The 24,581-nt window shown below is 71.8% G+C and carries 21 protein-coding genes and 1 pseudogene; 12 read left to right on the plus strand and 10 right to left on the minus strand.

All coding sequences use genetic code 11. The features are described 5' to 3' along the window. The first annotated feature begins 331 nt into the window (after positions 1-331). The gene (locus tag OHS71_RS22840) at positions 332-1,342 is read left to right on the plus strand and encodes a hypothetical protein (RefSeq protein ID WP_328481216.1); all 1,011 of its coding nucleotides are present in this window, start codon (positions 332-334) and stop codon (positions 1,340-1,342) included. 23 nt (positions 1,343-1,365) lie between these two features. Next, complete coding sequence (locus OHS71_RS22845; protein ID WP_328484601.1) at positions 1,366-2,013, plus strand: HAD family hydrolase; 648 nt, start codon at positions 1,366-1,368, stop codon at positions 2,011-2,013. On the opposite strand, the gene OHS71_RS22850 is transcribed toward OHS71_RS22845, so the two are convergent. Continuing rightward, positions 1,989-2,240 (minus strand): hypothetical protein, encoded by a 252-nt coding sequence (locus OHS71_RS22850; protein ID WP_328481217.1) that lies wholly within the window; start codon positions 2,238-2,240, stop codon positions 1,989-1,991. The two genes, OHS71_RS22845 and OHS71_RS22850, sit on opposite strands and share 25 nt — an antisense overlap. 284 nt (positions 2,241-2,524) lie before the next feature. On the opposite strand from OHS71_RS22850, the gene OHS71_RS22855 reads away from it, so the two are divergent. Next, positions 2,525-2,908: a cold-shock protein gene (locus OHS71_RS22855; RefSeq protein ID WP_328481218.1), complete on the plus strand. Its 384-nt coding sequence runs from the start codon at positions 2,525-2,527 to the stop codon at positions 2,906-2,908. A gap of 40 nt (positions 2,909-2,948) precedes the next feature. Here OHS71_RS22855 and OHS71_RS22860 read toward each other — a convergent pair whose 3' ends face one another. The 4 genes from OHS71_RS22860 to OHS71_RS22875 all read right to left on the minus strand — a co-directional run bounded on the left by OHS71_RS22860 (position 2,949) and on the right by OHS71_RS22875 (position 6,586). Then, entirely contained in the window at positions 2,949-3,827 is an 879-nt protein-coding gene (locus tag OHS71_RS22860) for a 1,4-dihydroxy-6-naphthoate synthase (RefSeq protein WP_328481219.1), read from the minus strand. Beyond that, the gene (locus OHS71_RS22865) at positions 3,817-4,596 is read right to left on the minus strand and encodes a futalosine hydrolase (RefSeq protein ID WP_328481220.1); all 780 of its coding nucleotides are present in this window, start codon (positions 4,594-4,596) and stop codon (positions 3,817-3,819) included. Before OHS71_RS22865 ends, OHS71_RS22860 begins: the two co-directional genes overlap by 11 nt. Continuing rightward, the gene (locus OHS71_RS22870; protein WP_328481221.1) at positions 4,566-5,078 is read right to left on the minus strand and encodes a DUF2771 domain-containing protein; all 513 of its coding nucleotides are present in this window, start codon (positions 5,076-5,078) and stop codon (positions 4,566-4,568) included. Before OHS71_RS22870 ends, OHS71_RS22865 begins: the two co-directional genes overlap by 31 nt. A gap of 74 nt (positions 5,079-5,152) precedes the next feature. Further along, positions 5,153-6,586, minus strand: coding sequence for an MFS transporter (locus OHS71_RS22875; protein WP_328481222.1), 1,434 nt, complete (start codon positions 6,584-6,586; stop codon positions 5,153-5,155). 378 nt (positions 6,587-6,964) lie between these two features. Here OHS71_RS22875 and OHS71_RS22880 point away from each other — a divergent pair, with 378 nt between their 5' ends. The 4 genes from OHS71_RS22880 to OHS71_RS22895 all read left to right on the plus strand — a co-directional run bounded on the left by OHS71_RS22880 (position 6,965) and on the right by OHS71_RS22895 (position 13,739). Continuing rightward, the gene (locus OHS71_RS22880; protein WP_328481223.1) at positions 6,965-7,927 is read left to right on the plus strand and encodes a DUF3027 domain-containing protein; all 963 of its coding nucleotides are present in this window, start codon (positions 6,965-6,967) and stop codon (positions 7,925-7,927) included. Between the two features lie 399 nt (positions 7,928-8,326). Continuing rightward, positions 8,327-11,488 carry a sacsin N-terminal ATP-binding-like domain-containing protein gene (locus OHS71_RS22885; RefSeq protein WP_328481224.1) on the plus strand — a complete coding sequence of 1,054 codons (3,162 nt, stop codon included), beginning with the start codon at positions 8,327-8,329 and terminating at the stop codon, positions 11,486-11,488. A gap of 347 nt (positions 11,489-11,835) precedes the next feature. Further along, positions 11,836-12,762 carry a hypothetical protein gene (locus tag OHS71_RS22890; RefSeq protein ID WP_328481225.1) on the plus strand — a complete coding sequence of 309 codons (927 nt, stop codon included), beginning with the start codon at positions 11,836-11,838 and terminating at the stop codon, positions 12,760-12,762. 164 nt (positions 12,763-12,926) lie between these two features. Continuing rightward, on the plus strand, positions 12,927-13,739 hold the full coding sequence (locus tag OHS71_RS22895) for a hypothetical protein (protein ID WP_328481226.1): 813 nt from the start codon (positions 12,927-12,929) through the stop codon (positions 13,737-13,739). A gap of 14 nt (positions 13,740-13,753) precedes the next feature. Here the strand turns inward: OHS71_RS22895 and OHS71_RS22900 are convergent, their stop codons facing one another. Both OHS71_RS22900 and OHS71_RS22905 read right to left on the minus strand, forming a co-directional pair. Continuing rightward, positions 13,754-16,120 carry an HAD-IC family P-type ATPase gene (locus tag OHS71_RS22900; RefSeq protein ID WP_328481227.1) on the minus strand — a complete coding sequence of 789 codons (2,367 nt, stop codon included), beginning with the start codon at positions 16,118-16,120 and terminating at the stop codon, positions 13,754-13,756. A 118-nt stretch (positions 16,121-16,238) separates the two neighbouring features. Then, positions 16,239-16,529 carry a DUF2530 domain-containing protein gene (locus OHS71_RS22905; protein WP_328481228.1) on the minus strand — a complete coding sequence of 97 codons (291 nt, stop codon included), beginning with the start codon at positions 16,527-16,529 and terminating at the stop codon, positions 16,239-16,241. Positions 16,530-16,646: 117 nt separating this feature from the next. Between OHS71_RS22905 and OHS71_RS22910 the strand changes: the two genes are divergently transcribed. Next, a complete protein-coding gene (locus tag OHS71_RS22910) occupies positions 16,647-18,098 on the plus strand; it encodes an NCS2 family permease (RefSeq protein WP_328481229.1) in 1,452 nt (483 codons plus the stop codon). A 46-nt stretch (positions 18,099-18,144) separates the two neighbouring features. Here the strand turns inward: OHS71_RS22910 and OHS71_RS22915 are convergent, their stop codons facing one another. Beyond that, positions 18,145-18,327 carry a ribbon-helix-helix protein, CopG family gene (locus tag OHS71_RS22915; protein WP_079661526.1) on the minus strand — a complete coding sequence of 61 codons (183 nt, stop codon included), beginning with the start codon at positions 18,325-18,327 and terminating at the stop codon, positions 18,145-18,147. Positions 18,328-18,479: 152 nt separating this feature from the next. On the opposite strand from OHS71_RS22915, the gene OHS71_RS22920 reads away from it, so the two are divergent. Beyond that, positions 18,480-18,917, plus strand: a complete 438-nt coding sequence (locus tag OHS71_RS22920; RefSeq protein ID WP_328481230.1) for a MarR family winged helix-turn-helix transcriptional regulator — start codon at positions 18,480-18,482, stop codon at positions 18,915-18,917. Positions 18,918-18,974: 57 nt separating this feature from the next. Continuing rightward, positions 18,975-20,348: an MFS transporter gene (locus OHS71_RS22925; protein ID WP_398149332.1), complete on the plus strand. Its 1,374-nt coding sequence runs from the start codon at positions 18,975-18,977 to the stop codon at positions 20,346-20,348. Between the two features lie 9 nt (positions 20,349-20,357). On the opposite strand, the gene OHS71_RS22930 is transcribed toward OHS71_RS22925, so the two are convergent. Next, entirely contained in the window at positions 20,358-20,903 is a 546-nt protein-coding gene (locus OHS71_RS22930) for a GNAT family N-acetyltransferase (RefSeq protein ID WP_328481232.1), read from the minus strand. Positions 20,904-20,954: 51 nt separating this feature from the next. Here OHS71_RS22930 and thpR point away from each other — a divergent pair, with 51 nt between their 5' ends. Continuing rightward, on the plus strand, positions 20,955-21,527 hold the full coding sequence (thpR, locus tag OHS71_RS22935) for an RNA 2',3'-cyclic phosphodiesterase (protein ID WP_328481233.1): 573 nt from the start codon (positions 20,955-20,957) through the stop codon (positions 21,525-21,527). A gap of 400 nt (positions 21,528-21,927) precedes the next feature. On the opposite strand, the pseudogene OHS71_RS22940 reads toward thpR, so the two are convergent. Next, positions 21,928-22,782, minus strand: a pseudogene (locus OHS71_RS22940) (aldo/keto reductase); the annotation flags it as partial. A gap of 84 nt (positions 22,783-22,866) precedes the next feature. Between OHS71_RS22940 and OHS71_RS22945 the strand changes: the two are divergent. Further along, entirely contained in the window at positions 22,867-24,516 is a 1,650-nt protein-coding gene (locus tag OHS71_RS22945) for a recombinase family protein (RefSeq protein ID WP_328481234.1), read from the plus strand. Positions 24,517-24,581: the final 65 nt, after the last annotated feature.

The raw sequence follows: 24,581 nt of genomic DNA on the forward strand, positions 1-24,581 counted from the left end.
CGGGCCGACGCCGCATGGCGGGCCGGGCAGGGCTGACGGGTACGGGCCGACGCCGCATCGCGGGCCGGGCAGGGCTGACGGGTACGGGCCGACGCCGCATCGCGGGCGCGGCAGGGCTGACGGGTGCGGGCCGGTGCCTGCCACCCGCCCCGGCAGGGCCGGTCGGCCCGGGCGGTTGCCGGACCGCCCGCCCCGGCGCGGCTGATGGGTGCGGGCGCCGCCGAGCCACCGGCGCTCGCGGCGCTTTCGGCACGGGCGGTGCGGGGCGGGTGTTGGGGTGTTGGGGTTTTGGTGGGCCGGTTTGTGGAGGGCTGCGCGGTAGCGTCTTCCCGTGGGGATCGAGAGCGACCAAGTCGTCTACGAGTATCTGAGCCGGGTCGGGGATGTGGCGCAGCAGCGGCAGTTGCCGTCGGCCACGCGGATGCGGCTCGTCTCCGAGCTGCGCAACGAGATCGACCGGCGCCGGGCGAAGGCCGCCGTCGACTCTCCCGCGGCCGTCCGCCGCATCATCGACCGCCTGGGCAGCCCCGACGACATCGTCGCGGCGGCGGCCGACCGGGGCGGTGACGCGCCGCAGCCGCCGGCGCCCTCCGTGCCCGTGCAACGCGACCGGGAGGACGAGCCGGAGCGGCCGAAGGGGATCCGGCGGGCCGTGCCACGGCCGCGGGCCGGCGCGCCGAACCCCGCCGCCCCTTCCGACGCGGCCTCCCCGCCGCACCGCGCGCCCCTGCACGAGCTGGGCGACACCCGCGGGACGCCCGACTGGTGGCTGAACGAGCCGACGCCCCTGGGCATCGGCGAGGACGTGCCGGGCTTCGTCGGCGGCGTGGAGATCGCGGACCTGCTCAAGCCTCCGCAGGCGAGGAAGCCCGCGCCGGAGGGGGACGAGCGGGTCGCGGTGGACGCGGCAGCCGGAAGCGGGGACGGGGGAGAGGACGCGGACGGAGCCGACGGCCGCCCGCGCCGCCGTCGGCTCCGGCTGCGCCGGCCCTCCGGCGAGCGGGCCCGGTGGAGCAACCCCCTGCTGCTGATCGCCGCCTGCTGTCTCGTCGCCGGCGCGGTGCTCGGGAACTGGTTCGCCCTGATCCTCGGGTGGCTCATCGCCTACGCCTCGCGCCGGCTGACCGAGCGGGAGACGAAGTTCGCCGTCATATGGCTGCCGGGGCTCGCGCTCACGGCCGGGCTCGTCTGGCTGTGGGGACGGTCCGAGGGGCGCTGGGGCGACCCCATCGCCGAAGGGCACATGAACGACGCCGTCGCCCAGACCTGGCCCTGGGTGATCCGGGGCGCGGCCGTGGCGTCGGCACTGTTCCTGGTGTGGCGGTCACAGAAGCCGAGGTAGGAGGATCGCACCGGCCCGGCAGAATGGGCCGCATGACGTCACCCGTGCTCACCGTCGGCTTCGACCTCGACATGACCCTCATCGACTCCAGGCCCGGCATCCGCGCCACCTACGTGGCGCTCGCCGAGCGGACGGGGACGTACATCGACGCCGATGCGGTGGTCACCCGGCTCGGGCCGCCGCCCGAGACGGAGCTGGCCCGCTGGTACCCGGCGGAGCGGGTGGCGGCCGTGGCCGACCTCTACCGCTCGCTGTACCCCGAGCACGGCGTCACGGGCGCGACCGCGCTGCCCGGCGCCCGGGAGTCGATCGCGGCGGTGCGGGCGGCCGGCGGGCAGGCGATCATCGTCACCGCCAAGCACCAGCCGAACGCCGAACTCCACGTGGAGCATCTGCGTCTGGCCCCCGACGCGGTCATAGGCGACCTGTGGGCCGAGGAGAAGGCGCGGGCGCTGCGTGAGCACGGCGCGAGCGTCTATGTCGGCGACCACGTGGGCGACATACGCGGCGCGCGTGCCGCCGGGGCGCTGTCGGTCACCGTGCCGACGGGGCCGATCGGTGCGGAGGAACTGCGGACCGCCGGTGCGGATGTCGTGCTCACCGACCTGACCGAATTCCCCGCGTGGCTCTCCGGCCACCTCGAGGCCTACCGGAGCGCACCCCGCGCCTGACGCCGGCCCGCGGCGACCGATCGCAGGACACCGGCGCCCGCGACGAGGAACCCGACGCCCATGAGCATGCTCAATCCGAACATGTATGTGGGAAAAGGCTTCGTGTGGAGGAGAAGGGGGGCGACCGTGACCAGTGTGGCCACGGCGCCGACGAAGAACACGACGGCACCGGCCCGGATCAGTCGGTCTCCGGGAGCGGCGGAATTCGTTTGGGTTTTGTCACGCACCGGACCAGGGTAGTTCCCCGCCCGAAGGAACAACCGGGGGACGTCTTGTCACCGGCCCGAAGACCATTAGCCTTGGTACCGGCGGGTCGTGGTCGACCCGCCCGACTGCTATCAAGAGCCGTTCAGAGTTGTTTCCCGAACTCGGGAAGCAGCTTTCCGACGAGTACGAGGACGAGGACAGACGTGCCTACCGGCCAGGTCAAGTGATTCCGCTGAGCACGGACTGTTCCGCCAGTTTCCCAAGAGCCATCCTGCTCCGACACACCGAGGACGAGGTCACACCCATGCCGACGGGCAAGGTCAAGTGGTTTAACACAGAGAAGGGCTTCGGCTTTCTCTCCCGTGACGACGGCGGTGACGTCTTCGTCCATTCCTCCGTCCTGCCTGCCGGAGTCGAGGCGCTGAAGCCGGGTCAGCGAGTGGAGTTCGGCGTCGTCGCCGGACAGCGCGGCGACCAGGCACTCTCCGTCGTCATTCTCGACCCGACCCCGTCGGTCGCCGCCGCACAGCGCAAGAAGCCCGACGAACTGGCTTCCATCGTCCAGGACCTGACCACGCTTCTCGAGAACATCACCCCGATGCTGGAGAAGGGCCGTTACCCGGAGAGGACCTCCGGCAAGCAGATCGCCGGTCTACTGCGCGCGGTGGCCGACCAGTTGGACGTCTGACCGGAATCCGCCGACGGCGCCGACGGTAAAGCGTCGTCCGTCACGGGAAATCGAGTGCACCGGGGCCGAGGGGCGGCAACAGTCCCTCGGCCGCCGCACGCGTCAGCAATCCCCGCACCGCCGCATAGCCGTCCTCGCCCAGGTCCGCCGTGAACTCGTTGACGTACAGACCGATGTGCTGGTCCGCGACGGCCGGATCCATTTCCTGCGCGTGTTCCATGACGTACGGGCGGGAGACCTCGGGCGCGTCCCAGGCGGCGCGTACGGAGGCGCGGATCGAGTCGGCGAGCCGGGTGAGGACCGGTGCGCCCAGGGAGCGCTTGGCGATGATGGCGCCGAGCGGGATCGGCAGGCCGGTCGTGGACTCCCAGTGCTCGCCCATGTCCGCGAGCTTGCGCAGACCATACTCGCGGTAGGTGAAGCGGGCCTCGTGGATCACCAGCCCCGCGTCGACCTTGCCGTCCCGTACGGCCGGCATGATCTCGTGGAACGGCATGACCACGATCTCGCCGACGCCGCCCGGGACCTGCTCCGCCGCCCAGAGCCGGAACAGCAGGTACGCCGTCGACCGCTCACTCGGCACGGCGACCGTGCGGCCGGTCAGGCCCGCACCGCCGGGAGCGAGGGCGGCGTCCCCGGTCCCTGTCTCCCTCGTGAGCACCAGCGGGCCGCAGCCCCGGCCGAGCGCGCCCCCGCAGGGCAGCAGCGCGTACTCGTCGAGGACGTACGGCAGCACGGCGTACGACACCTTCAGCACGTCGGACTCGCCGCGCTCGGCCATGCCGTTGGTGATGTCGATGTCCGCGAACGTCACGTCGAGCCCGGGCGCGCCGTCGACGCGGCCGTGGGCGAGGGCGTCGAAGACGAAGGTGTCGTTGGGGCAGGGCGAGTACGCGATCTTCAGCAGGTCACCGGTCATAGGGGTTCCAACTCTCCAGGAGGGGCGCGATCTTCCCGAAGGCCGTGGTCAGGGCGGCGAGCGCCGCGCCGATGCGCCAGGCGTCGCGGTCGCGCGGACCGACGGGGTTGGAGACCGCGCGGATCTCCAGCACGGGCACGTGGTGCGCGGCGGCGGCCTCGGCGACCCCGAAGCCCTCCATCGCCTCGGCGAGGGCGCGAGGGTGGAGCTCGCGCAGGGCGGTGGCCCGGGCGGCGGTGCCGGTGACCGTCGAGACGGTCAGGACGACGCCGGTACGGGCCCCGGTCGCGGCCGCGGTCTCCCGTACGAGGGACTCGGGCGGACGGTGGGTGACGGCGCCGAAGCCCAGCTCGGTGACGGGCAGGAAGCCGTCGGCGGTCTCGGCGCCCAGGTCGGCGGCGGTGATCTCGTCGGCGACGACCAGGGAGCCGACGGGGGCGGCGGGCGCGAAGCCGCCGGCGATGCCCGCCGAGACGACGAGGCCGTAGGGCGCGTCGCGCAGCGCGGCCGCCGTCAGGGCGGCGGAGACGGACGCGGCGGCCAGGGCCGGCCCGACCCCGGCGGCGAGCAGGTCGAAGACCCCGTGGCGGCGCAGGGTGGCACCGGGCAGCCGGACCGTGCCGTCCCGCTCGACGTCCTGCGGCCGGGCGTCGCCGCCGGGCCGCGGCAGCGCCTGCGCCACCGCGTCCCGTTCGGCGGGGACCGCGGTGGCCACGAGGACGCGGGTGCGGGACGTGGTCAGTCGTCCTTCTTCAGCTTGAACGACCACAGGCCGGTGACCGCCTGGCTGTCCTTCTTCCCGTCGCCGGCCTTGATGGAGACGAGGGTGGAGTTGCCCTGGGCGCCGTACTGGGCGTTGAAGAAGACGCTGCCCGGGATCGTGCGGTAGGTCTTGTCGCTGTCCTCGGTGAGCGGCTGACCGTTCATCAGGATCGTCCAGCGCTTGTCGGCCACGTCGGGGTCGACGCCGAAGCGGACGGTCTCGTCGGGGTCGACGGTGATCGACTTGATGTCCTTGTCCGCGAGGCACTTGGTCAGCGCGGCGGCCTGGAGGGTCTTGCCCTCCCCGCCGCAGGCGGCCTCGGCGCTGACCGAGTCGCGGCCGACGGTGATCGTGGACAGCGGAGTCGGCTTGTCGCAGGCCGACAGGACGAGCAGGCCGGCACAAACGGCGCCGGCGGCGGCGACGACGCGGCGGCGCCGCACAACGCCAGGTACATCAGCGGCTCCGCCGCGGGGCATCGTGGTCATGGCGGAAGGCTATCGGGCAGGCCCGGCGGTCCCTTTACGTGGGGTGCGGCGTGGCTGTGTCTCACCCTCCGCCGTTACGCCACGCGGGGTTTCGCGCCGCTTCCGTGCCGCACCGAGGACAGCAGACCGCGGACCGTGGTCAGCCAGCCCAGCGCGACCACCGCGGCGGCCACCGACAGGCCCAGCGCGCCGTTCAGCGGCATGACGATGCCGACCGCGCCGCCGAACACCCAGCACACCTGGAGCAGCGTCTCCGAGCGGGCGAACGCGGAGGTGCGCACCAGTTCCGGCACGTCCCGCTGGATCAGCGCGTCCAGCGACAGCTTGGCCAGGGCCTGCGAGAACCCGGCGACCGCCGCCATGCACGCCACCAGGAACGCCCCGAAGAACACCGCGGCGGTGACGGCCGCACCCAGCACGACGGCGACGACCGTGACGATGATCAGCTCCGGGGCCTTGGAGCGCAGCCACGCCCCCACGGCCGTGCCGAGGGCGTTGCCCACGCCGGCGGACACGGCCACCATGCCCAGCGACACGGCCGCGCTCTGCCCGGTCAGCGGGTGCTCGCGCAGCAGGAACGCCAGGAAGAAGGTCAGGAACCCGGACAGCCAGCGCAGGGCGGCGTTGGCGCCGAGGGCGTGGGTGACGGCGATGCCGACGGTCCTGAGGCCCGGGCGTTTCACGGGCTGCCGGTGCGGGCCGTGCAGGTGCTGCTCGTCGGCGGCGAGCAGCGCCACGGCCTCGCCCTTGCCGGAGTCGACCTTGCGGGGCAGCGAGAAGGACAGGAACGTACCGGCCACGAAGATCAGGAAGGCGCCGTAGAGCGGGTAGCGCGGCCCGAGGGCCTGGAGCCCCGCCCCGACGGGCGCGGCGATCCCGGTGGCGAGGAGACCACCGAGAGTAACCCGCGAGTTGGCTTTGACCAGGGAGAACCGTGGTGGCAGCAGCCGGGGCACGACGGCGCTTCTGACCACCCCGTACGCCTTGGAGGAGACGAGCACGCCGAGCGCGGCCGGGTACAGCTCGATGCTGCCGGTGGCGACGGCGCCGGACAGCACCAGCGCGAGGAGTGCCCGGGCCAGCATGGCGCCGGCCATGGCGGCGCGCCGGCCGTGCGGGAGCCGGTCGAGCAGGGGGCCGATGACCGGGGCGAGGACCGTGAAGGGCGCCATGGTGATGGCGAGGTAGAGCGCGACGCGTCCGCGGGCCTCGTCCGTGGGCACGGAGAAGAACACGGTGGAGGCGAGCGCGACGGTGATCATGACGTCGCCGGCCCCGTTCACGGCGTGCAGTTCGATCAGCTTGCCGAGGCCGGACTCGCCGGCGCCGTGCGCGTGGGTGGCCTTTCTGATCCCGCGGGCGGTGCCGGTGAACGGGAAGTGCAGGGCGCGGCCGACCGCGCGGACGGACCCGCTCATCCGGCCCGAACCGCTCACCCTGCTCCTCCCCTTGTTCCCCTTCGTCGCACCGATCCCGGTGGCGCCCTGGGGTGCTCTCGCGGCTGCCACCCCGTCATAGTGCCCCGGAAAAGCCGTACGTAGTGCGGTTACCGCGCGTATGGGCGTGTGATCGTCGGCGCGCCGGGCCGGTCCGGAGAGGGCTTCGGCGGCGGTTCGGGGGCGTTCGGCACGGGTTCGGGGGCTTCTGTGGGCGGGAAACGTCCCGTCGGTGTAGGCCGAGCGTCCGCGAGCAGGTAGCGTGCGTAGCGCGCCGTGGCGATTGTTCTCGGCCGCGCGCCTCCCGGCCATCCCGCAGAATGGATGACAGCAGGTGCGCCCGAGCGCGATCGGGCGCGGACGTCGACGCGGTCCACCGGTCCGCTCCGTCCGCACCCGCCGCCTTCAGGCCGGCGCACCGAGAGACGGCGTAGGAGAGAAGCGATACCTGTGAGCGCAGCGACCACGCGAAGCCGGACCCCCGACCGCCTGTGCGCCGAGGCCGTCGACCTCGCACGCGCCGCAGCCGAGGAGGCAGCCGCCCCCGGCGTGGTCGGCGAGCATGCGGGGATGGTCTCGGAGGGCGACCGGGTGGTCACCCACTTCTTCGAGTGCAAGGAACTGGGCTACCGGGGCTGGCGCTGGGCGGCGACGGTGGCGCGGGCCTCGCGCGCCAAGAACGTCACGCTCGACGAGGTGGTCCTGCTGCCCGGCCCGGACGCCGTCCTGGCCCCGGAGTGGCTTCCGTGGAGCGAGCGTCTGCGCCCCGGCGACATGGGTCCCGGCGATCTCCTCCCCACCGACGCGGAGGACCTGCGGCTGGAGCCCGGCTACACCGGCGAGGACGATCCGCGCCTTCAGCCGGGTTACTTCGACATGGACGAGCCGACGCCCAACTCGCCTCTCTCCGAGGAGATGGCCGAGCTGGCGGAGGCGGAGGACGCGGAGGTCACGGCGACCGCGCCCGCGGCCCTGCCGGCGGCTCCGCGCCGGGGCACCATCGCCGCGGTCGCCGAGGAGCTGGGTCTGCGCCGCGCCCGGGTCCTCTCCCGCTACGGGCTGCACACCGCGGCCGACCGCTGGGAGGACGGCTTCGGTCCGAAGACGCCCATGGCCCAGGCGGCCCCCGCTTCGTGTGTGAGCTGCGGTTTCCTCACCCGCATCGGCGGCTCCCTCGGCCAGGCCTTCGGGGTCTGCGCCAACGAGTTCTCCCCGGCCGACGGCCGGGTGGTCTCCCTGGCGTACGGCTGCGGCGGCCACTCGGAGGCGGCCGTGATGCCGACCCCGCCGCGGCCGGCTCCGCCGGTCGTCGACGAGACCCGGGTCGACCCGTTCCCGCTCCGCCCGGCGGCCGACTCGGGTTCCGTGCCGGAGACGACGGACGAGGACACGGCGGAGCTGGGTCACTCCTAGGTCTGCCGACCCGGGAGGCCTCGGCACCCGCCGGGGTCTCGGGTCCTGGGGTCCGGTTCGGGTCCTGCCCCGGGCCCGTACTCGGCCGGCGGGCACGCGCGTGACCGACGGGTTCGCCGCCACCTGGTCCGGGGCGACCGGTGACAGCCAGGGTCGGCCGGGTATCCCCGGGTGCCGTCCCGGGCCGTTCACCGGCCGTGCCGGTGTCGTTCCGGACTGCCGTCGCCGTCGCCTCCTGGGTGCATCAGGGGCTCGTTCGGCCTCTCGCGCCCCGTGCGCCCGTAGTCGTTGCGCGATTGTGATGCGGGTCCGCTCGGGGCCCGGTCCGGTCCCGAGTCCCGTTCTGCCGTTACTGCGCCGCGCGGTACCTTCGAGCCCACGCCGACGAGGAGAGTGACAGTGAGCAAGTTCGTGCTGCCGGCACCCGAGGGCGCGGACCCCTTCGGCACGGCCCGCCTGCGTCGCGGAGTGCTGGACGCCTGGGCCACCAGTCCCGCCCGCTTCCGGGAGGACGCCAACGCCGAGGAGGACCTCGTCCTCGGCGGGTACCGGGACCGGCTCGTCGTCGAGCTCGCGCAGAACGCCGCGGACGCCGCGGCCAGGGCCGGGGTGCCGGGCCGGCTGCGGCTGACCCTCCGGGACGGTGTCCTGGTCGCCGCCAACACGGGCGCGGCCCTGGACGCCGCCGGTGTGGAGTCCCTCGCCACCCTCCGTGCCTCGGCCAAGCGCGAGGAGCGGCAGTCGGCCACGGCCGTCGGACGGTTCGGGGTCGGCTTCGCCGCCGTCCTGGCCGTCACCGACGAGCCCGCCGTCGTCGGACGGCACGGAGGGGTCCGCTGGGACCTCGCCGAGGCCCGCACGCTCGCCTCCGAGACCGCCCGGCACAGCCCGGGGCTCGGTGACGAGGTCCGGCGGCGGGACGGACATGTGCCGCTGCTCCGGCTGCCCTTCGCCGCCCAGGGCACCGCGCCCGACCCGTACGACACGGCCGTGATCCTGCCGCTGCGCGACGCCGCCGCCGCCGACCTCGCCGAACGCCTCCTCACCGTCGTCGACGACGCCCTCCTCCTCGCCCTGCCGGGTCTGGAGGAGGTCGTGATCGAGATCGACGGCGACGCGCCCCGCGTCCTGAGCCGGGCCGCCGATCCCACCGACGACGCCCTCACCGTCGTGGCCGACACCCGGGACGGGACGACCCGCTGGCGCGTCGCCGCCGTGCACGGCCCCCTCACGCCCGACCTTCTCGCCGACCGCCCCGTGGAGGAGCGGCTGCGCCCTCACTGGTCGGTCACCTGGGCCGTACCGGTCGACGACGACGGTTCGCCCGCCCGGCCCCGCACCACTCCCGTCGTGCACGCCCCCACCCCCAGCGACGAGGCGCTCGGCGTCCCCGCCCTGCTCATCGCCTCCTTCCCGCTCGACACCACCCGCCGGCACGCCGCCCCCGGCCCGCTGACCGACCATCTGGTGCGGTGCGCGGCGGACGTGTACGCGGGTCTGCTGGCCGGCTGGCGGCCGGTGGGCGCCGGGATCATCGACCTCGTGCCCGGCCCGCTGGGCAAGGGAGAGCTCGACGGGGCGTTGCGTCAGGCGATCCTCGAGCGGCTGCCGCGTACCGCCTTCCTGCCGCCCGCCGTCCGGCCCCAGCCCGAGGAGGAGGACCGGGGCGAGGACGCGGTCGGGTTCCCGGAGGCGCTGCGGCCCCGGGACGCCGAGGTAGTCGAGGGCGCCGGCGCCGACACCGTGCGGGTGCTGGCGGAGGTGCTCCCCACCCTGCTGCCCGCCGGACTGGAACGGCGCGTCGAGCTGCGTACCCTGGGCGTGGCCCGGGTCCCGCTGGCCGATGCCGTCGACCGGCTGGCCGGCCTGGAGAAGGACCCGCAGTGGTGGTACCGGCTCTACGACAGCCTCGCCGGCGTCGACCCGGAGCGGCTCTCCGGGCTTCCCGTGCCCCTGGCCGACGGCCGGACCACCATCGGCCCCCGTCAGGTGCTGCTGCCCACTCCGGACGCGACCGGCCCCGACCCGGAGATCCTCGCCCGTCTCGGCCTCAAGGTCGCCCACCGGGACGCGGCGCACCCCCTCCTGGAGAAGCTCGGCGCGCTGCCCGCGACACCCCGCGCCGTCCTGACCACCCCGCAGGTCCGGGCCGCCGTCGCCGCGTCCCTGGACGACGACGCAGGCGCCTGGGACGACCGGGACACCCCGGACGCCGAGGAACTCGCCGACACGGTGCTCGCCCTGGTCCGCGACGCGGGACTGGAACCCGGTGACGAGCCCTGGCTCGGCGCGCTCGCGTTGCCCGACGAGGAGGGGGAACTCGTCCCCGCCGGTGAAATGGTGCTGCCGGGCAGCCCGTTCGCCTCCGTCGTCCGGGAGGGCGAACTCGCCCAGGTGGACGCCGAACTGGCGGAGCGGTGGGGCGAACAGCCCTTGGCCGCCTGTGGTGTCCTGGCCGGTTTCGCGCTGGTGCGCGCCACGGACGTGGTCCTCGACCCGGACGAACTGGAGCCCCGCGACGGGGACTTCGCGGAGCCCGACGACGCGGGTCTGCTGGACGCCGTCGACGTGTGGTGCGAGGACATCCTCGACCGCTTCCCCGACAGCCCGGTGCCTCCCGTCGCCACCGAACTGGTCGCGGTGCGCGACCTCGACCTCGTGGACGAGGACCGCTGGCCCCAGGCCCTCGCGCTGCTGGCCCGGCCGCCGCTGCGGGACGCCCTCATCCAGCCGGTCCGGATCCTCCTGCCCGACGGCACCCACGAGGTCGTACGGCCGTACACCGCATGGTGGTTGCGCGGGAACCCGGTGCTCGACGGCCGCCGCCCGGCCGGTCTGCTGGCCGCCGGCGGGGACCCGCTGCTGCACGGCCTGTACGAGGAGGCAGACGCCACCGGCTTCGACGACGAGCAGGTGCTGCGCGCCCTCGGTGTGCGGACGTCCGTGGCCGCGCTCCTCGACGAGCCCGGCGGCGCCGCCGAACTCCTCGAGCGTCTCGCCGACCCGGAGCGTACGGTCACCGGCGCCCAACTGCACGGGCTGTACGGTGCGCTGGCCGAGCTGGATCCCGAGCAGGTGACCCTTCCGGACGAGCTGCGGGCCGTCGTCGACGGGCGGGTCGAGGTCGTGGACGCGGCCGACGCCGTCGTCGTCGACTCACCCGATCTGCTGCCGTTCACCGAAGGGGTGCCGCTGCTTCCGGTACGGCCCGCCCGGGCCGCCGAACTGGCCGAACTGTTCCAGGTACGGCGACTGAGCGAGTCGGTGACCGGGCAGGTCGACTCCGAGGGCGTCGAGCACGACGTGCCGGAGCCGGTACGGGCGCTGCTGGGGCCGCGCACGCCCGCCACGTACGTCGAGCACGAGGAACTCGTCGTGGACGGCACGGAGATCGACTGGCGGCTGACGGACGACGGCGTCCTGCACGCCGCCACCCTGGAAGGCGTCGCCGCCGGACTCGCCTGGGCGGCGAGGCAGTGGCCGCGCCGCTTCGAGGTCGCGGCCCTCCTGGAGGACCCGTCACGCACCCGCGAACTGGCCCGGGACCGCTGGTTCGACTGACACGGGCGGGCCACGGCGGCGGACACGGGGCGGGCTGAAGGCCTCGCGCGGGGCGGGGCGACGGCCTCGCGCCGGGCGAGGTACCGCCTCCCCCGCTCCGGGCCGCGCCTCCCGCGGTCCGGGCCGGCGGACGGCTGCGGAGCGGGTGACTGCCTTTCCCCGGACGGGTGGTGACGGTGTGAAGATTTCTTCCACGAATTCCTCACGAGACGTACAACCATCCGCCCCCGTCAGTCATCTGATCACGTGAGTCAGAAGACTCCCCGATCACTTTGGCCCCCGGATGCCACGACGAGCCGTGCGAACGGCCACCGTCCGGGAGGGCCCCTCTCCTCAGGGGGAACGCAATGCGCATACGAGCCACCGTGGCCGCCGTCACCGGCGCCCTGGCCCTGTCCGCTCTCGCCGTGCCGGCCGCGCAGGCCGCCGGCGGCGGCTCGCACGACCCCGTCGACACCCTGAAGGCCCTCCGCGCGGCCACCTCCGGCAGGACCACCTTCACCGGCGCCGCCCCCACCGAGACCGGCACCCCGTACGCGCTGGACGCCAAGTTCGGCAACGTCAGGATCAACAAGGGCAAGCCGATCGTCGCCGGCGTCAGCAACAAGGTCACGGTGCCGGTCACCTTCACGGTCACGCACGGCACGGGCGTCGACCTCACCGCGGACGACACCGAGCTGGACCTTCTCGTCTACCGCGGCCGGTACAGCGCCCCGGCCAACATCCTCGTCGGCGACGACTACCCGGCCTGCGTCAACACCTCCGCCACGGTCGCCACCTGCAAGAGCACCCTGGACATCTACCCGGGCGAGGAGCTGGAGAACGCCGACGCCACCTCGTGGAAGGCGCTCGGCTTCATCGTCGACTGGAACGGCCAGGACCCGTTCGACGACGACGCCGACCTCAGCAAGGTCGGCTACACCGAGCAGGACGCCCTGGCCGCCACCAAGCTCCAGCGCTTCTCCAGGCTGACGGTCAACGCGGCACCGGAGCCGGTGAAGAAGGGCAGGACCATCACGGTCACGGGCAAGCTGTCCCGTGCCAACTGGGACACCGGCAAGTACGCCGGCTACTCCACCCAGGCGGTGAAGCTACAGTTCCGCAAGAAGGGCAGCACCACCTACAGCACGGTGAAGACCGTCACCACCAGCACCACCGGCGCCCTGAAGACCACGGTCAAGGCCTCAGTGGACGGCTACTACCGCTACAGCTTCGCGGGCACGTCGACCACCCCGGCGGTCAGCGCCGCGGGCGACTTCGTCGACGTGAAGTAGGCACCGGCCAGGACGCCGCGGCAGGAGCGGCCGGCCCCGCGGGCCGGCCGCTCGCCGCTCTTTCCCACCTCTTACCTCCCGGGGCACAACTGGCCCCTTCCACCGTGGATCTCACCTGATGGGTCAACAGACCCAGAGATCTCTCCTCCATCTGGGGAAACGCAATGCGCATACGCGCCCTCGTGGTCGCCGCCTCCGGCGCCCTCGCTCTCTCCGCCCTCGCCGTCCCGGCCGCCCAGGCCGCTCCGACGGCGGCGCCGAACGTCACCTTCTCCAACGTGAAGGTCAACGCGGGCAAGGCCGTCGTGGTCGGCCCCACGGCCAAGGTCACCGTCACCGCCACGTACACCGTCACGAAGCCCGCCGGCCTCAACGCGAGCTCCTTCGACAGCGGTCCGATGCTCTACCGGGGCACCGCCCTCAACGAGTCGTCCGAGATCATCGCCGGTGACGAGCCGGGCACGTGCAGGGCTGCCTCCACGACGGTCCTCAACTGCACGGCCAAGATCCAGTTCCGGCCGACCCCCTCCAGCGACTACGACGACCTGGCCAACAGCCAGGCCGGCACCTGGCGGGTGGGAGCGCTCGCCGTCCCGCACAACGCCACGGGCGAGAGCGACCTCAAGTGGCAGAGCAACCTGGGCACCGTGAAGGTGCTGCGCCAGGCGAAGCTCACGGCCGACGCCACGCCCGAGCCGGTGAAGAAGGGCAAGACCCTCACCATCACGGGCAAGCTGACCCGCGCCAACTGGGACACCGGCAAGTTCGCCGGTTACGCGGCCCAGCCGGTGAAGCTCGAGTTCAAGAAGAAGGGCGCCACCGCCTACACCACGGTCAAGACCGTCAAGACCAGCTCGACCGGAGTCGTGAAGACCACGGTCAAGGCGTCCGCGGACGGCTACTACCGCTACAGCTTCGCCGGCGCCACGACGACTTCCGCGGCCAGCTCGTCGGGTGACTTCGTCGACGTGAAGTAGTCCGGCCCGTCCGGCTAGTCCGGAAAGCGGCGGTCGACCCACCTCCAGGAGAACTCCAGGGCGACCGCCGCCACCGCCGCCACCGCCACCGCGATCCACGGCATCGACATCCCGACCAGCTTCAGCGCGAAGAAGTCCTGGAGCCACGGGACCACGAGGACGAGCAGGAACGCCCCGCCCATCGAGGCCACCAGCAGTATCCGCCACCAGGTGTACGGCCGGGCGATGATCGCCAGCACCCACATCGAGATCAGGAACAGCGTGAGGGTCGCCGCACTGGTCTCGGCCTCCAACGAGCCCGCACCCGTGTACTCGTGACGGGCGATCAGATAGGTGACGAAGGTCGCGGCCCCGGCCACCACTCCGCCCGGGACCGAGTACCGCATCACCCGCCGTACGAAGTGCGGCCGGGCCCGTTCCCTGTTGGGGGCGAGGGCGAGGAAGAAGGCCGGGATGCCGATGGTGAGAGTGGACAGCAGCGTCAGGTGCCTGGGCAGGAAGGGGTATTCGACCTGCCAGCACACCACCAGCAGGGCCAGCAGCACCGAGTAGACCGTCTTCACCAGGAAGAGGGTCGCCACCCGGGTGATGTTGCCGATGACGCGCCGGCCCTCCGCCACCACCGACGGCAGGGTGGCGAAGCTGTTGTTCAGAAGCACGATCTGCGCGACCGCCCGGGTGGCCTCGGACCCCGACCCCATCGCGACGCCGATGTCGGCGTCCTTCAGCGCGAGGACGTCGTTGACGCCGTCCCCCGTCATCGCGACCGTGTGCCCGCGTGACTGGAGCGCGCCGACCATGTCCCGCTTCTGCTGCGGGGTGACCCGGCCGAACACCGTGCCCTGGTCCAGCGCCCGGCCCAGGCCCTCCGGCTCGGCGGGCAGCCGGCGCGCGTCGACCGTACGGCCGTCCAGTCCGAGTTTCGCGGCCACCGCCCCGACCGACACCGCGTTGTCGCCGGAGACGACCTTGGCGCGGACGTCCTGCTCGGCGAAGTAGCGCAGGGTGTCCGCCGCGTCCGGCCGCAGCCGCTGGTCGAGTACGACGAGGGCGGCGGGCTTCGCGCCGCGGGCGGGTTCGGGGTCGTCGAGTTCGCGGGCGGCGCGGGCCAGCAGCAGCACGCGCAGGCCCCGCTCGTTGAGCCGCTCGGTCTCGGCGAGGGCGGGATCACCGTCCTCCAGCAGCACGTCCGGCGCCCCCAGCAGCCAGGTGCCGATCTCCCCGTCGCCCTCGCTGAAGCTGGCGCCGCTGTACTTGCGGGCGGAGGAAAAGGGCAGCGACTCCGTGCAGCGCCAGTCCTCGGCGTCCGGGTAGGCGTCGATGATCGCCCGGAGCGAGGCGTTCGGCCTGGGGTCGGACTCCCCGAGGGCCCCGAGCACCTGGCGTACGTACGACTCGTCGTAGCCGTCGAGTGTGCTGAGCCCGGTGACGTCCATGCCGCCCTCGGTCAGCGTGCCGGTCTTGTCCAGGCAGACGGTGTCGACGCGGGCGAGGCCCTCGATGGCCGGCAGTTCCTGCACCAGGCACTGTTTGCGGCCGAGCCGGATGACGCCGATCGCGAAGGCGACCGAGGTGAGCAGGACGAGTCCCTCCGGGACCATCGGGACGATGCCCCCGACGGTGCGGGCGATGGACTCCTTGAGGTCGTTGTTCTTGACGAACAGCTGGGTGATCACCAGGCCGATCGCGGCCGGGACCATCATCCACGTCACGTACTTGAGGATCGTGGAGATGCCCGAGCGCAGCTCGGAGTGGACCAGCGTGAAGCGGGAGGCCTCCTCGGCGAGCTGGGCGGCATAGGCCTCCCGGCCGACCTTCCGGGCCTGGAAGGCGCCGCCGCCGGCCACCACGAAGCTGCCCGACATGACCTGGTCGCCGGGCCGTTTGACGACGGCGTCGGCCTCGCCGGTGAGCAGCGACTCGTCGATCTCCAGTCCGTCCGCCTCGACGCACACCCCGTCCACGGCGACCTTGTCGCCGGGGCCGATCTCGATGAGGTCGTCGAGGACGAGTGCGGAGGTGGCGACCCGGACGGCCGTGCCGTCGCGGCGGACGGTGGGCCGGGCCTCGCCGACGACCGCGAGGGAGTCCAGGGTCTGCTTGGCCCGCCACTCCTGGATGATGCCGATGCCGGTGTTGGCGAGGATCACGAAGCCGAACAGGCCGTCCTGGATGGGGGCGACGACGAGCATGATCAGCCACAGGACGCCGATGATCGCGTTGAAGCGGGTGAAGACGTTGGCCCGGACGATTTCGCCGACGGACCGGCTGCTGCGGACGGGAACGTCGTTCACCTGGCCGCGCGCCACCCGGTCCGCGACCTCGGCGGCGGTGAGGCCGGTCGCCGTCGGCGCGGAGGCGGGTGCGTCGGTGTGGGCCATGGGATCGACGGTACGTGCGGATCTGAGGGTTCACCCCCTGAGGACGCCGAAGATCCGACCTCGGGAGGACGGGGGCGACGCCGGGGGTAGTGCCTGGGTAGTACCGTCCCGGCGGGGTCTAACCGGCGACCGGGCCCACGGGTGCGTTCGGCTCGCCCGGCTCCTTCGCCGCGTCCCGTCGGATCGCCGCGTCCCGCTTGCGGACGTACCAGATGCCGATGAGGCCGAGCCCGGCGCCCGCGAGGCACGTCCAGACCCACCACAGATGGCCGTGGTCGTCGAACCAGCCGTAGAAGGGGAGCTGGACGAGGAAGAGGAGGAACCAGAGGATCGTGCCGCCGGTGACGGTGGCGACCACGGGGCCTTCCAGGGGCTCGGGCGCCTCGTGTTCAGGGATCCACTTCTTCATGGTGCTCAGCTTACGAGGCGGACGGGTCTACGCGCGGAGATGGCCGATCCGAACGTTATATGTTCATACTGAAACGGTTTGATCCTGACCACTTCTCTTCGTAGGAAACGCCAAAAGATGCCCACGTCGGCCCCCGCCAAGGTCCCCGCCCCTGAACAGCCGGGAGCCACGCCTCTCTACGGCGCCCTCGATCGCTACTTCAAGATCTCCGAACGGGGCAGCACGCTGCCCCGCGAGATCCGGGGCGGTTTCGCCACCTTCTTCGCGATGGCGTACATCATCGTGCTCAACCCGATCATCCTCGGCAGCGCGAAGGACATGTACGGGCATCAGCTCGACAATGGCCAGCTGGTCACCGCCACCTGTGTGACGGCCGCCTTCACCACTCTCCTCATGGGCGTGATCGGGAACGTGCCCATCGCGCTCGCCGCCGGCCTCGGGGTCAACTCGGTCGTCGCGCTCCAGCTCGCGCCCCGGATGTCCTGGCCGGACGCCATGGGCATGGTCGTACTCGCCGGCTTCGTGGTCATGATCCTGGTCGCCACCGGTCTGCGCGAGCGCGTCATGAACGCGGTGCCCTTCGGCCTGCGCAAGGCGATCAGCATCGGTATCGGCCTGTTCATCATGCTGATCGGGCTCGTGGACTCCGGCTTCGTCAGCCGCATCCCGGACGCCGCCCACACCACCGTCCCGCTCCAGCTCGGCGCCGACGGTCACCTGAACGGCTGGCCGGTCCTCGTCTTCATCCTGGGCGCCCTGCTCACGCTGGCCCTGATCACCCGAAAGGTGCCCGGCGCGATCCTCATCTCGATCGTCGCGATGACCGTCCTCGCGCTGATCATCAACGCCGTCGCGACGATCCCGTCCTGGGGTCTCACCACCCCCGAGTGGCCCGGCAACCCCGTCGCCACCCCCGACTTCGGGCTCATCGGCGAGTTCAGCCTGTTCGGCGGCTTCGGCAAGGTCGGCGTCCTGACCGGAATCCTCTTCGTCTTCACGGTCCTGCTGTCGTGCTTCTTCGACGCGATGGGCACGATCATGGGCGTCAGCGACGAGGCCAAGCTGACCGACGCCAAGGGTGAGATGCCCGGCATCAACAAGGTCCTCTTCGTCGACGGCCTCGCGGTCGCCGCGGGCGGTGCCAGCTCCTCCTCCGCCACCACTGCCTTCGTGGAGTCCACGGCCGGGGTCGGCGAGGGCGCCCGCACCGGCTTCGCGAACCTCGTCACCGGCGGTCTGTTCACCCTCGCGCTGTTCCTCACGCCCGTCGCCACGATGGTCCCGGCCCAGGCCGCCACCCCCGCCCTGCTCGCGGTGGGCTTCCTGATCCTGGCGGGCTCGGTCAAGGAGATCGACTGGGCCGATCACACGATCGCGATCCCGGCCTTCATCACGATGGTGATGATGCCGTTCACCTACTCGATCACCAACGGCATCGGCATGGGCTTCATCACCTTCGTGCTGCTGCGCCTGGCGGCCGGGCGCGGCCGGGAGATCCCGGTACCGATGTACGTGGTCTCCGCCGTCTTCACCTTCTACTACCTGATGCCGGCCCTCGGCCTCACCTGATGCCGGCCCCCCGGCCTCACCTGAGCCCCGCCCGCCCCGCGGCGGCTCAGGTGAGCCCGTAGAACTTCTCCGTCTCCTCGACGGCGGTCTGGAACCGCTCGTCGAAGTCATCGCGAATGAGCGTCTGGACCACATAGTCCTGGACGCTCATTCCCCTTTTCGCCGCATGCTGCCGGAGCCGTTCGAGCAGCTCCCCGTCTATCCGCAGGCTGAGCACAGTGGTCCCCATGAGACGAGGGTCGCGGGCACGTACCGCAATCCGGTCACTTTCCGCTGCCTCATCACTCGTTCGAGTGACGGTGAGGTTTCCGTGGCCGGCGTTACGGGGAATCGCGGGACGTGCCAGCTTGTTTAGCGAGAGTAATGAGTTACGCTAAAGAGATGCCTGACCTCACCCATGGCGACGACGCTGCCGCCGTGAACTCCCTGCGCTCGGCCGTGATGCGGCTGTCCCGTCGCCTCAAGCACCAGCGGGTCGACGAATCGCTCAGCCCGACCGAGATGTCGGTGCTCGGCACCCTCTCCCTGTGCGGCAGTGCCACCCCGGGCGAACTCGCCCGCAAGGAGCATGTGCAGCCGCCGTCGATGACCCGCATCGTGGCACTGCTGGAGGCCAAGGGCCTGGTCCGGCTGGAGCCGCACCCCGAGGACCGGCGCCAGAAGGTCGTCACCAAGACCGAGCAGGCCGAGGCCATGCTCGAGGAGAGCCGCGCCAAGCGCAACGCCTTCCTGGCCACGCTGGTCGACGGCCTCGACGAGGACGAGTGGGCGAAACTGCGCGCCGCCGCCCCCGTACTGGAGAAACTCGCACACCTGTAGACAGCCGCCACCTGTCGACAGCCGTCACCCGCAGGCAGCCAAGAGGAGGCGACCTTTTTGAGTTCGGGACCCGGAGCACACTCCGCCCCCGCACCGACCACCCACGAGACCCTTGCCGGGAAGCCCGCACCGGGCACCGGCAAGTCATCCAAGTCATCCATGTTCAGCTCCCTGAAGGTCAGGAACTACCGCCTGTTCTTCATGGGCCAGGTCGTCTCCAACATCGGCACCTGGATGCAGCGCATCGCCCAGGACTGGCTGGTGCTCAGCCTCACCGGCTCCGCCACCGCCGTCGGCGTCACGACGGCCCTCCAGTTCCTGCCGATGCTCCTCTTCGGCCTCTACGGCGGCGTCCTCGTCGACCGGCTGCCCAAGCGCCGAACACTCCTGTTCACCCAGTCCGCGATGGCCCTCACCGGCATCGCGCTCGCCGTCCTCAGCCTCTCCGGCCACGTCCAGGTCTGGCACGTCTACGTCGCCGCCTTCGCCGTCGGCCTCGCGACCGTCCTGGACAACCCGGCCCGCCAGACCTTCGTCTCCGAGATGGTCGGCCCCGACCAGCTCCAGAACGCGGTCAGCCTCAACTCCGCGAACTTCCAGTCGGCCCGGCTGATCGGCCCCGCCGTGGCCGGCGTGATGATCACCGGCGTCGGCACCGGCTGGGCGTTCCTCTTCAACGGCCTGTCCTTCGTCGCCCCCCTCGCCGGCCTGCTGCTGATGCGCTCGCGCGAACTGCACGTCGTCGAGCGCACCCCGCGCGGCAAGGGCCAGCTGCGGGAGGGCCTCCAGTACGTCGCCGGGCGCCCCGACCTGATCTGGACGATCGTCCTGGTCGGGTTCGTCAGCACCTTCGGCTTCAACTTCCCCGTCTACCTCTCCGCCTTCGCCGACGACGTCTTCCACGCGGGCGCGGGCTCCTACAGCCTCTTCAACACCCTGATGGCGGTGGGCTCGCTGGCGGGCGCCCTGCTCGCGGCCCGGCGCGGCACGGCCCGGATGCGGGTGCTGGTCGCCGGCGCGGTGGCCTTCGGCACGATGGAGATCGTGGCCTCCGCGGCACCCTCCCTGTGGCTGTTCGCCCTGCTCATGGCCCCGATCGGCATGTTCGGCATGACGGTCAACGTCACCGCCAACAGCAGCGTCCAGATGAGCACCGACCCGGCCATGCGGGGCCGGGTGATGGCCCTCTACATGATGGTGTTCATGGGCGGCGCCCCGATCGGCGCGCCGATCGCCGGCTGGATCACCGACGCCTACGGCGTCCGGGCGGGCCTGGCGTCGGGCGGCGCCGTCTCGGCGGCAGCGGCCCTCACCGTCGGCCTGGTCCTGGCCCGCATGGGCAACCTCCGCCTCTCGGTCGGCTGGCACCACGGTCACCCGAGCGTGCGCCTCGTCCCACGGGCGGACCGGGAACTGGCCACGGTGGCCTGACGGCGTGAGTCACCCGGAGGAGGCGGCAGGGGGCCGCACCCTCCGGGCCAGCACCTGGCCCGGCCACGCGTGTTCGCCGACGGTGTAGGCATCGGTCGAGGTGAAGCCGTTGGCCTCGTAGTACGCGACGAGCTTGCGGTCGTCGCCCGCGTAGCAGTCCACCCGCAGCAGCCCGACGCCCGCCCGCCGGGTCTCCTCGGCGGCGTGCGCGAGCAGGGCGCTGCCCACCCCGTGGCCCTTGAAGCGGCGGTCGGAGGCGAGCCAGTGGATGTACCGCTCGGGTTCCCCGGGCGGCGGGAGATGGGCCAGATACGCGCCGGGCGAGTCGGTGAGGGTGAGCGCGGCGGCCGGTACGCCGTCGGCCTCGGCGATGAACGCCCGGCCCTCGTCGATGTACCGGGCGACCGACTCCACCGTCTTCGTGCTCCGGGACAGGGGGTTCGTTCCCCACTGGCCGGGGCGCCCCTGCGCGACCAGCCACTCCACGCTGCTGTCGAGCATGGCGAGTATCACGGGGACGTCGTCGGGTCCGCCTTCTCTGATGGTGATCCGCATGACGCCCATCATGCCGGGCGGGCGGCCCCGCCGACCGGGAAACTCGGGGGCATGAGACTCTTCGCCGCCGTGCTGCCCCCGGACGACATCGCCGACGAACTCGCCGCCGTGACCGCCCGGTTGCGCACACTGTCCGGTACGGACGGGCTGCGCTGGACGGCCCGCCCCGGCTGGCACTTCACCCTCGCCTTCTACGGCGACGTCGACGACGGCCTCGTACCGGAACTCTCGGCACGGCTGGAGCGGGCCGCGCACCGGCACGCACCCTTCCCGCTGGCCGTGCGTGGCGGGGGCCAGTTCGGGCACGGGCGGGTGCTGTGGGCCGGTGCGGCCGGGGACGTGCCCGCGCTGCGGCTGCTGGCCGACCGGGCCGAGGCGGCGGGTCGCAGGGCGGGCGTGGAGATGGGGGAGCACCGCCGCTACCGGGCCCACCTGACGCTGGCCCGCAGCCGTGACGCCGTGGACACCGGGCCGTGCGTCGAGGCGCTGGACGCCTTCGAGGGCCGTACCTGGGCGGTGGAGGAACTGGTGCTGGTACGCAGCACCCTGCCGAGGTCCGGCACTCCCGGGGAGCAGCCCCGTTACGAGCCGGTCGGTCGCTGGGCGCTCGGCGGAGCCGGTTAGGCTCGACACGTGGACCCGAAGACCCGGAACCGGATCATGGCCGGTGCGCTTGTGCTGATGTTCGTCGTGGTGGCCCTGACGGCGGCACTCGGCAGATAGCCCGCTCCGCCGACGAGGCCGCGGCCGCGGCGCAGACCCAGGGGTGAGCGGGGAGCGCCGGGGAACCGCGCGTCCTTCGCCGTGCGCGAGCCGTGCGTCGCCGGTCGCGCGGTTCCCCGCCGCCTCTCGGACGCCCCGTTCCGGCAGGCGCCCCGATCCCATCCGTGCCCGGTCTACCGAGCGCCCGGTCTACCGAGCGCCCGGTCTACCGAGTGGGCGAGCTACCCGGCGTCCGAGCCGCCGAGTACTCGAGCTGTGGTGTGCCGGATCGACCAGGCGCCCGGGCCACCAGGCGCCCGGGCTACCAGGCGAAGGCCTCCGGGGACGGGCCCGGGCCGGGGAAGACCTCGTCCAGGCCCGCCAGCAGTTCCTCGCCCAGCTCCATTTCGACCGCCCGCAGAGCCGAGTCGAGCTGCTCGGCGGTGCGCGGACCGACGATCGGGCCGGTCACCCCGGGCCGGGTGAGCAGCCAGGCCAGGGCGGCCTCGCCGGGTTCGGCCCCGTGCTTCTCGAGAAGGTCCTCGTAAGCCTGGATCTGCGCGCGGGTCTTGGTGTCGGCGAGGGCGTCGGCGGCCCGCCCGGAGGCGCGGCGACCGCCCTCGGCCTGCTTCTTGATGACCCCGCCCAGCAGCCCGCCGTGCAGCGGCGACCAGGGGATGACCCCGAGGCCGTACTCCTGCGAGGCCGGGATCACCTCCATCTCGGCGCGCCGCTCGGCCAGGTTGTACAGGCACTGCTCGCTGACGAGCCCGATGGTGCCGCCACGGCGGGCGGCTGTCTCGTTGGCCTGGGCGATCTTGTAGCCGGGGAAGTTGGACGATCCGGCGTAGAGGATCTTGCCCTGTTGCACGAGCACGTCGACGGCCTGCCAGATCTCCTCGAAGGGAGTGCTGCGGTCGACGTGGTGGAACTGGTAGAGGTCGATGTGGTCGGTGCCGAGCCGCTTGAGGCTGGCGTCGACGGCCCGCCGGATGTTCAGCGCGGAGAGCTTGTCGTGGTTGGGCCAGGCGTCGCCGTCGGCGGCCATGTTGCCGTACACCTTGGTGGCGAGGACGACCTTGTCCCGGCGCCCGCCGCCCTTGGCGAACCAGCTGCCGATGATCTCCTCGGTACGGCCCTTGTTCTCACCCCAGCCGTACACATTCGCGGTGTCCCAAGTTCAATTTTGACGCCATGATCCGAACCACATACCGTCCCCCCTTGTGCACGATGCGTGCTGCGGGGGAGAGGGAGAACGGGCATGGCGAGAGTTCTGGGTGTGGTCCGTCTGTCGAGGGTGTCGGACGAGACCACATCGCCGGAGCGTCAGCGTCGGTCCATCCAGCGATGGGCCGACCAGGAGGGGCACGTTGTCGTGGGATGGGTCGAGGACATCGACGTGTCTGGCGGGGTAGAGCCGTGGAAGCGCCCGGAGTTCGGCAAGTGGCTGCCTTCGACCATCGGAAAGGAGGTCAGCGCGATCGAGCACAGGATCGCGATGGAGGAGTCGCGCGCCGATGAGTACGACATCCTCTGCGCGCTGAAGATCGACCGCCTCTCGCGGCGCGTGCTGCACGTGCACACCCTCCTGGAGTGGTGCGAGAAGAACGGCAAGGAGGTAGCCACCGTCGAGGACGGGATCAACCTGAACACGCAGATGGGGAAGCTCCTCCTGAGCCTGATCGCGTCCTTCGCGGAGGGGGAGCTAGAAGCCCTCAAGGCGCGGGCCAAGTCGTCCTACAACCACCTGGTGAAGGAGGGACGCTGGCGCGGTGGCCGCACTCCGTATGGGTACCGCGAGGAGAAGCAGGAGACCGGCGAGGGGTGGAAGCTGGTGCCGGACGACTACGGAACGGACACGGCCGGGACGCTTCGCGAGATCGTTCGCCGTCTCATCGAAGGTGAGTCGGCGAACAGCATCGCGCAGTGGCTCAACGAGGACACGTCCAAGACCCCGACGTCCCTGGACGCCCAGATGATCCGGAGCGGCAAGACCCCGAAGGGGAGCCGCTGGACCGCCGCGAACACGTCCAAGGTCGTGCGCTCCCGCTGTGTCCTGGGGCAGATGGAAGTGACTGAGGAAGTGATGGTTGACGGGAAGAAGGTGAAGCGGACCCGAGTCGTCCGGGACGCCGATGGCCAGCCTCTTCAGCGCGCGGAGCCCTTGATCACGCAGGAGGAGTGGGAGTTGGCCAACAAGAAGCTGGACGAGAACACCAGTCAGCGCAACGGAAACCGCAAGGGCGGCTCACCCCTGCTCCGGGTTGCGTTCTGCACCTGTGGGGAACCCGCGTATCTCGGCCCCGGCCGTAACTGGCCCTACTACCGCTGCGCCTCGCGGACCACCCACAAGCCGTGCCCGACCGGAAGCAAGGGCATTGCGGCTCACACGCTGGAGGACGCCGTGGAGAAGGCGTTCCTCCTCGCCGCAGGGGACGTCGAGATCGTCCGGAAGGTCTTCCGTCCGGGGGTGGACTACACGCGCGACATCGAGGAAGTGAACCGTGGCTTGGCGGACCTGCGGGAAGACCGCGAGGCGGGCCTCTACTCCAGCGAGCTGGGCAAGCAGGAGTACCGCGAGACGTACAAGCGGCTGGACGCGCGACGCGAGCAACTCATCGCCCAGCCCACACGACCGGACACCTGGGAGGAGATCCCCACGGGAGAGACCTACCGGGAGCGGTGGAGCAAGCTGTCGACCCAGCACGAGAAGGGCAAGGAGCTCCGTGCCGCAGGGGCCAAGGCTGTCATCCACGCAGAGCCGATCCGGGGGATGACGGCCGCGCAGGCCATGTCCGTGGACGGCCATGACGGCATGTGGCAGCACTCCGTCGGACGGGTTGAGGTTCTGATCCCGATGGACTTCAAGCAGCGCGTACGCAACATGGCAGCGATTCGCAGCGAAGAGTGACGAAGCCGAAGGGCGAGAGGAGCCGAGGCGGCCCCGAACGCGGGGTCCTCTCGGCCTTTGTAGGA

The organism is Streptomyces sp. NBC_00377, assembly GCF_036075115.1.
Taxonomy (GTDB): Bacteria; Actinomycetota; Actinomycetes; order Streptomycetales; family Streptomycetaceae; genus Streptomyces.

Excerpts from the sequence above, each read along its gene's own strand:
- OHS71_RS22845 (WP_328484601.1), top strand. The coding sequence starts at position 1,366 with ATGGGCCGCATGACGTCACCCGTGCTCACCGTCGGCTTCGACCTCGAC.
- OHS71_RS22855 (WP_328481218.1), top strand. The coding sequence starts at position 2,525 with ATGCCGACGGGCAAGGTCAAGTGGTTTAACACAGAGAAGGGCTTCGGC.
- OHS71_RS22860 (WP_328481219.1), bottom strand. The coding sequence starts at position 3,827 with ATGACCGGTGACCTGCTGAAGATCGCGTACTCGCCCTGCCCCAACGAC.
- OHS71_RS22870 (WP_328481221.1), bottom strand. The coding sequence starts at position 5,078 with ATGACCACGATGCCCCGCGGCGGAGCCGCTGATGTACCTGGCGTTGTG.
- OHS71_RS22890 (WP_328481225.1), top strand. The coding sequence starts at position 11,836 with ATGCGCATACGAGCCACCGTGGCCGCCGTCACCGGCGCCCTGGCCCTG.
- OHS71_RS22895 (WP_328481226.1), top strand. The coding sequence starts at position 12,927 with ATGCGCATACGCGCCCTCGTGGTCGCCGCCTCCGGCGCCCTCGCTCTC.
- OHS71_RS22900 (WP_328481227.1), bottom strand. The coding sequence starts at position 16,120 with ATGGCCCACACCGACGCACCCGCCTCCGCGCCGACGGCGACCGGCCTC.
- OHS71_RS22905 (WP_328481228.1), bottom strand. The coding sequence starts at position 16,529 with ATGAAGAAGTGGATCCCTGAACACGAGGCGCCCGAGCCCCTGGAAGGC.
- OHS71_RS22910 (WP_328481229.1), top strand. The coding sequence starts at position 16,647 with ATGCCCACGTCGGCCCCCGCCAAGGTCCCCGCCCCTGAACAGCCGGGA.
- OHS71_RS22915 (WP_079661526.1), bottom strand. The coding sequence starts at position 18,327 with ATGGGGACCACTGTGCTCAGCCTGCGGATAGACGGGGAGCTGCTCGAA.
- OHS71_RS22920 (WP_328481230.1), top strand. The coding sequence starts at position 18,480 with ATGCCTGACCTCACCCATGGCGACGACGCTGCCGCCGTGAACTCCCTG.
- OHS71_RS22930 (WP_328481232.1), bottom strand. The coding sequence starts at position 20,903 with ATGCGGATCACCATCAGAGAAGGCGGACCCGACGACGTCCCCGTGATA.
- thpR (WP_328481233.1), top strand. The coding sequence starts at position 20,955 with ATGAGACTCTTCGCCGCCGTGCTGCCCCCGGACGACATCGCCGACGAA.
- OHS71_RS22945 (WP_328481234.1), top strand. The coding sequence starts at position 22,867 with ATGGCGAGAGTTCTGGGTGTGGTCCGTCTGTCGAGGGTGTCGGACGAG.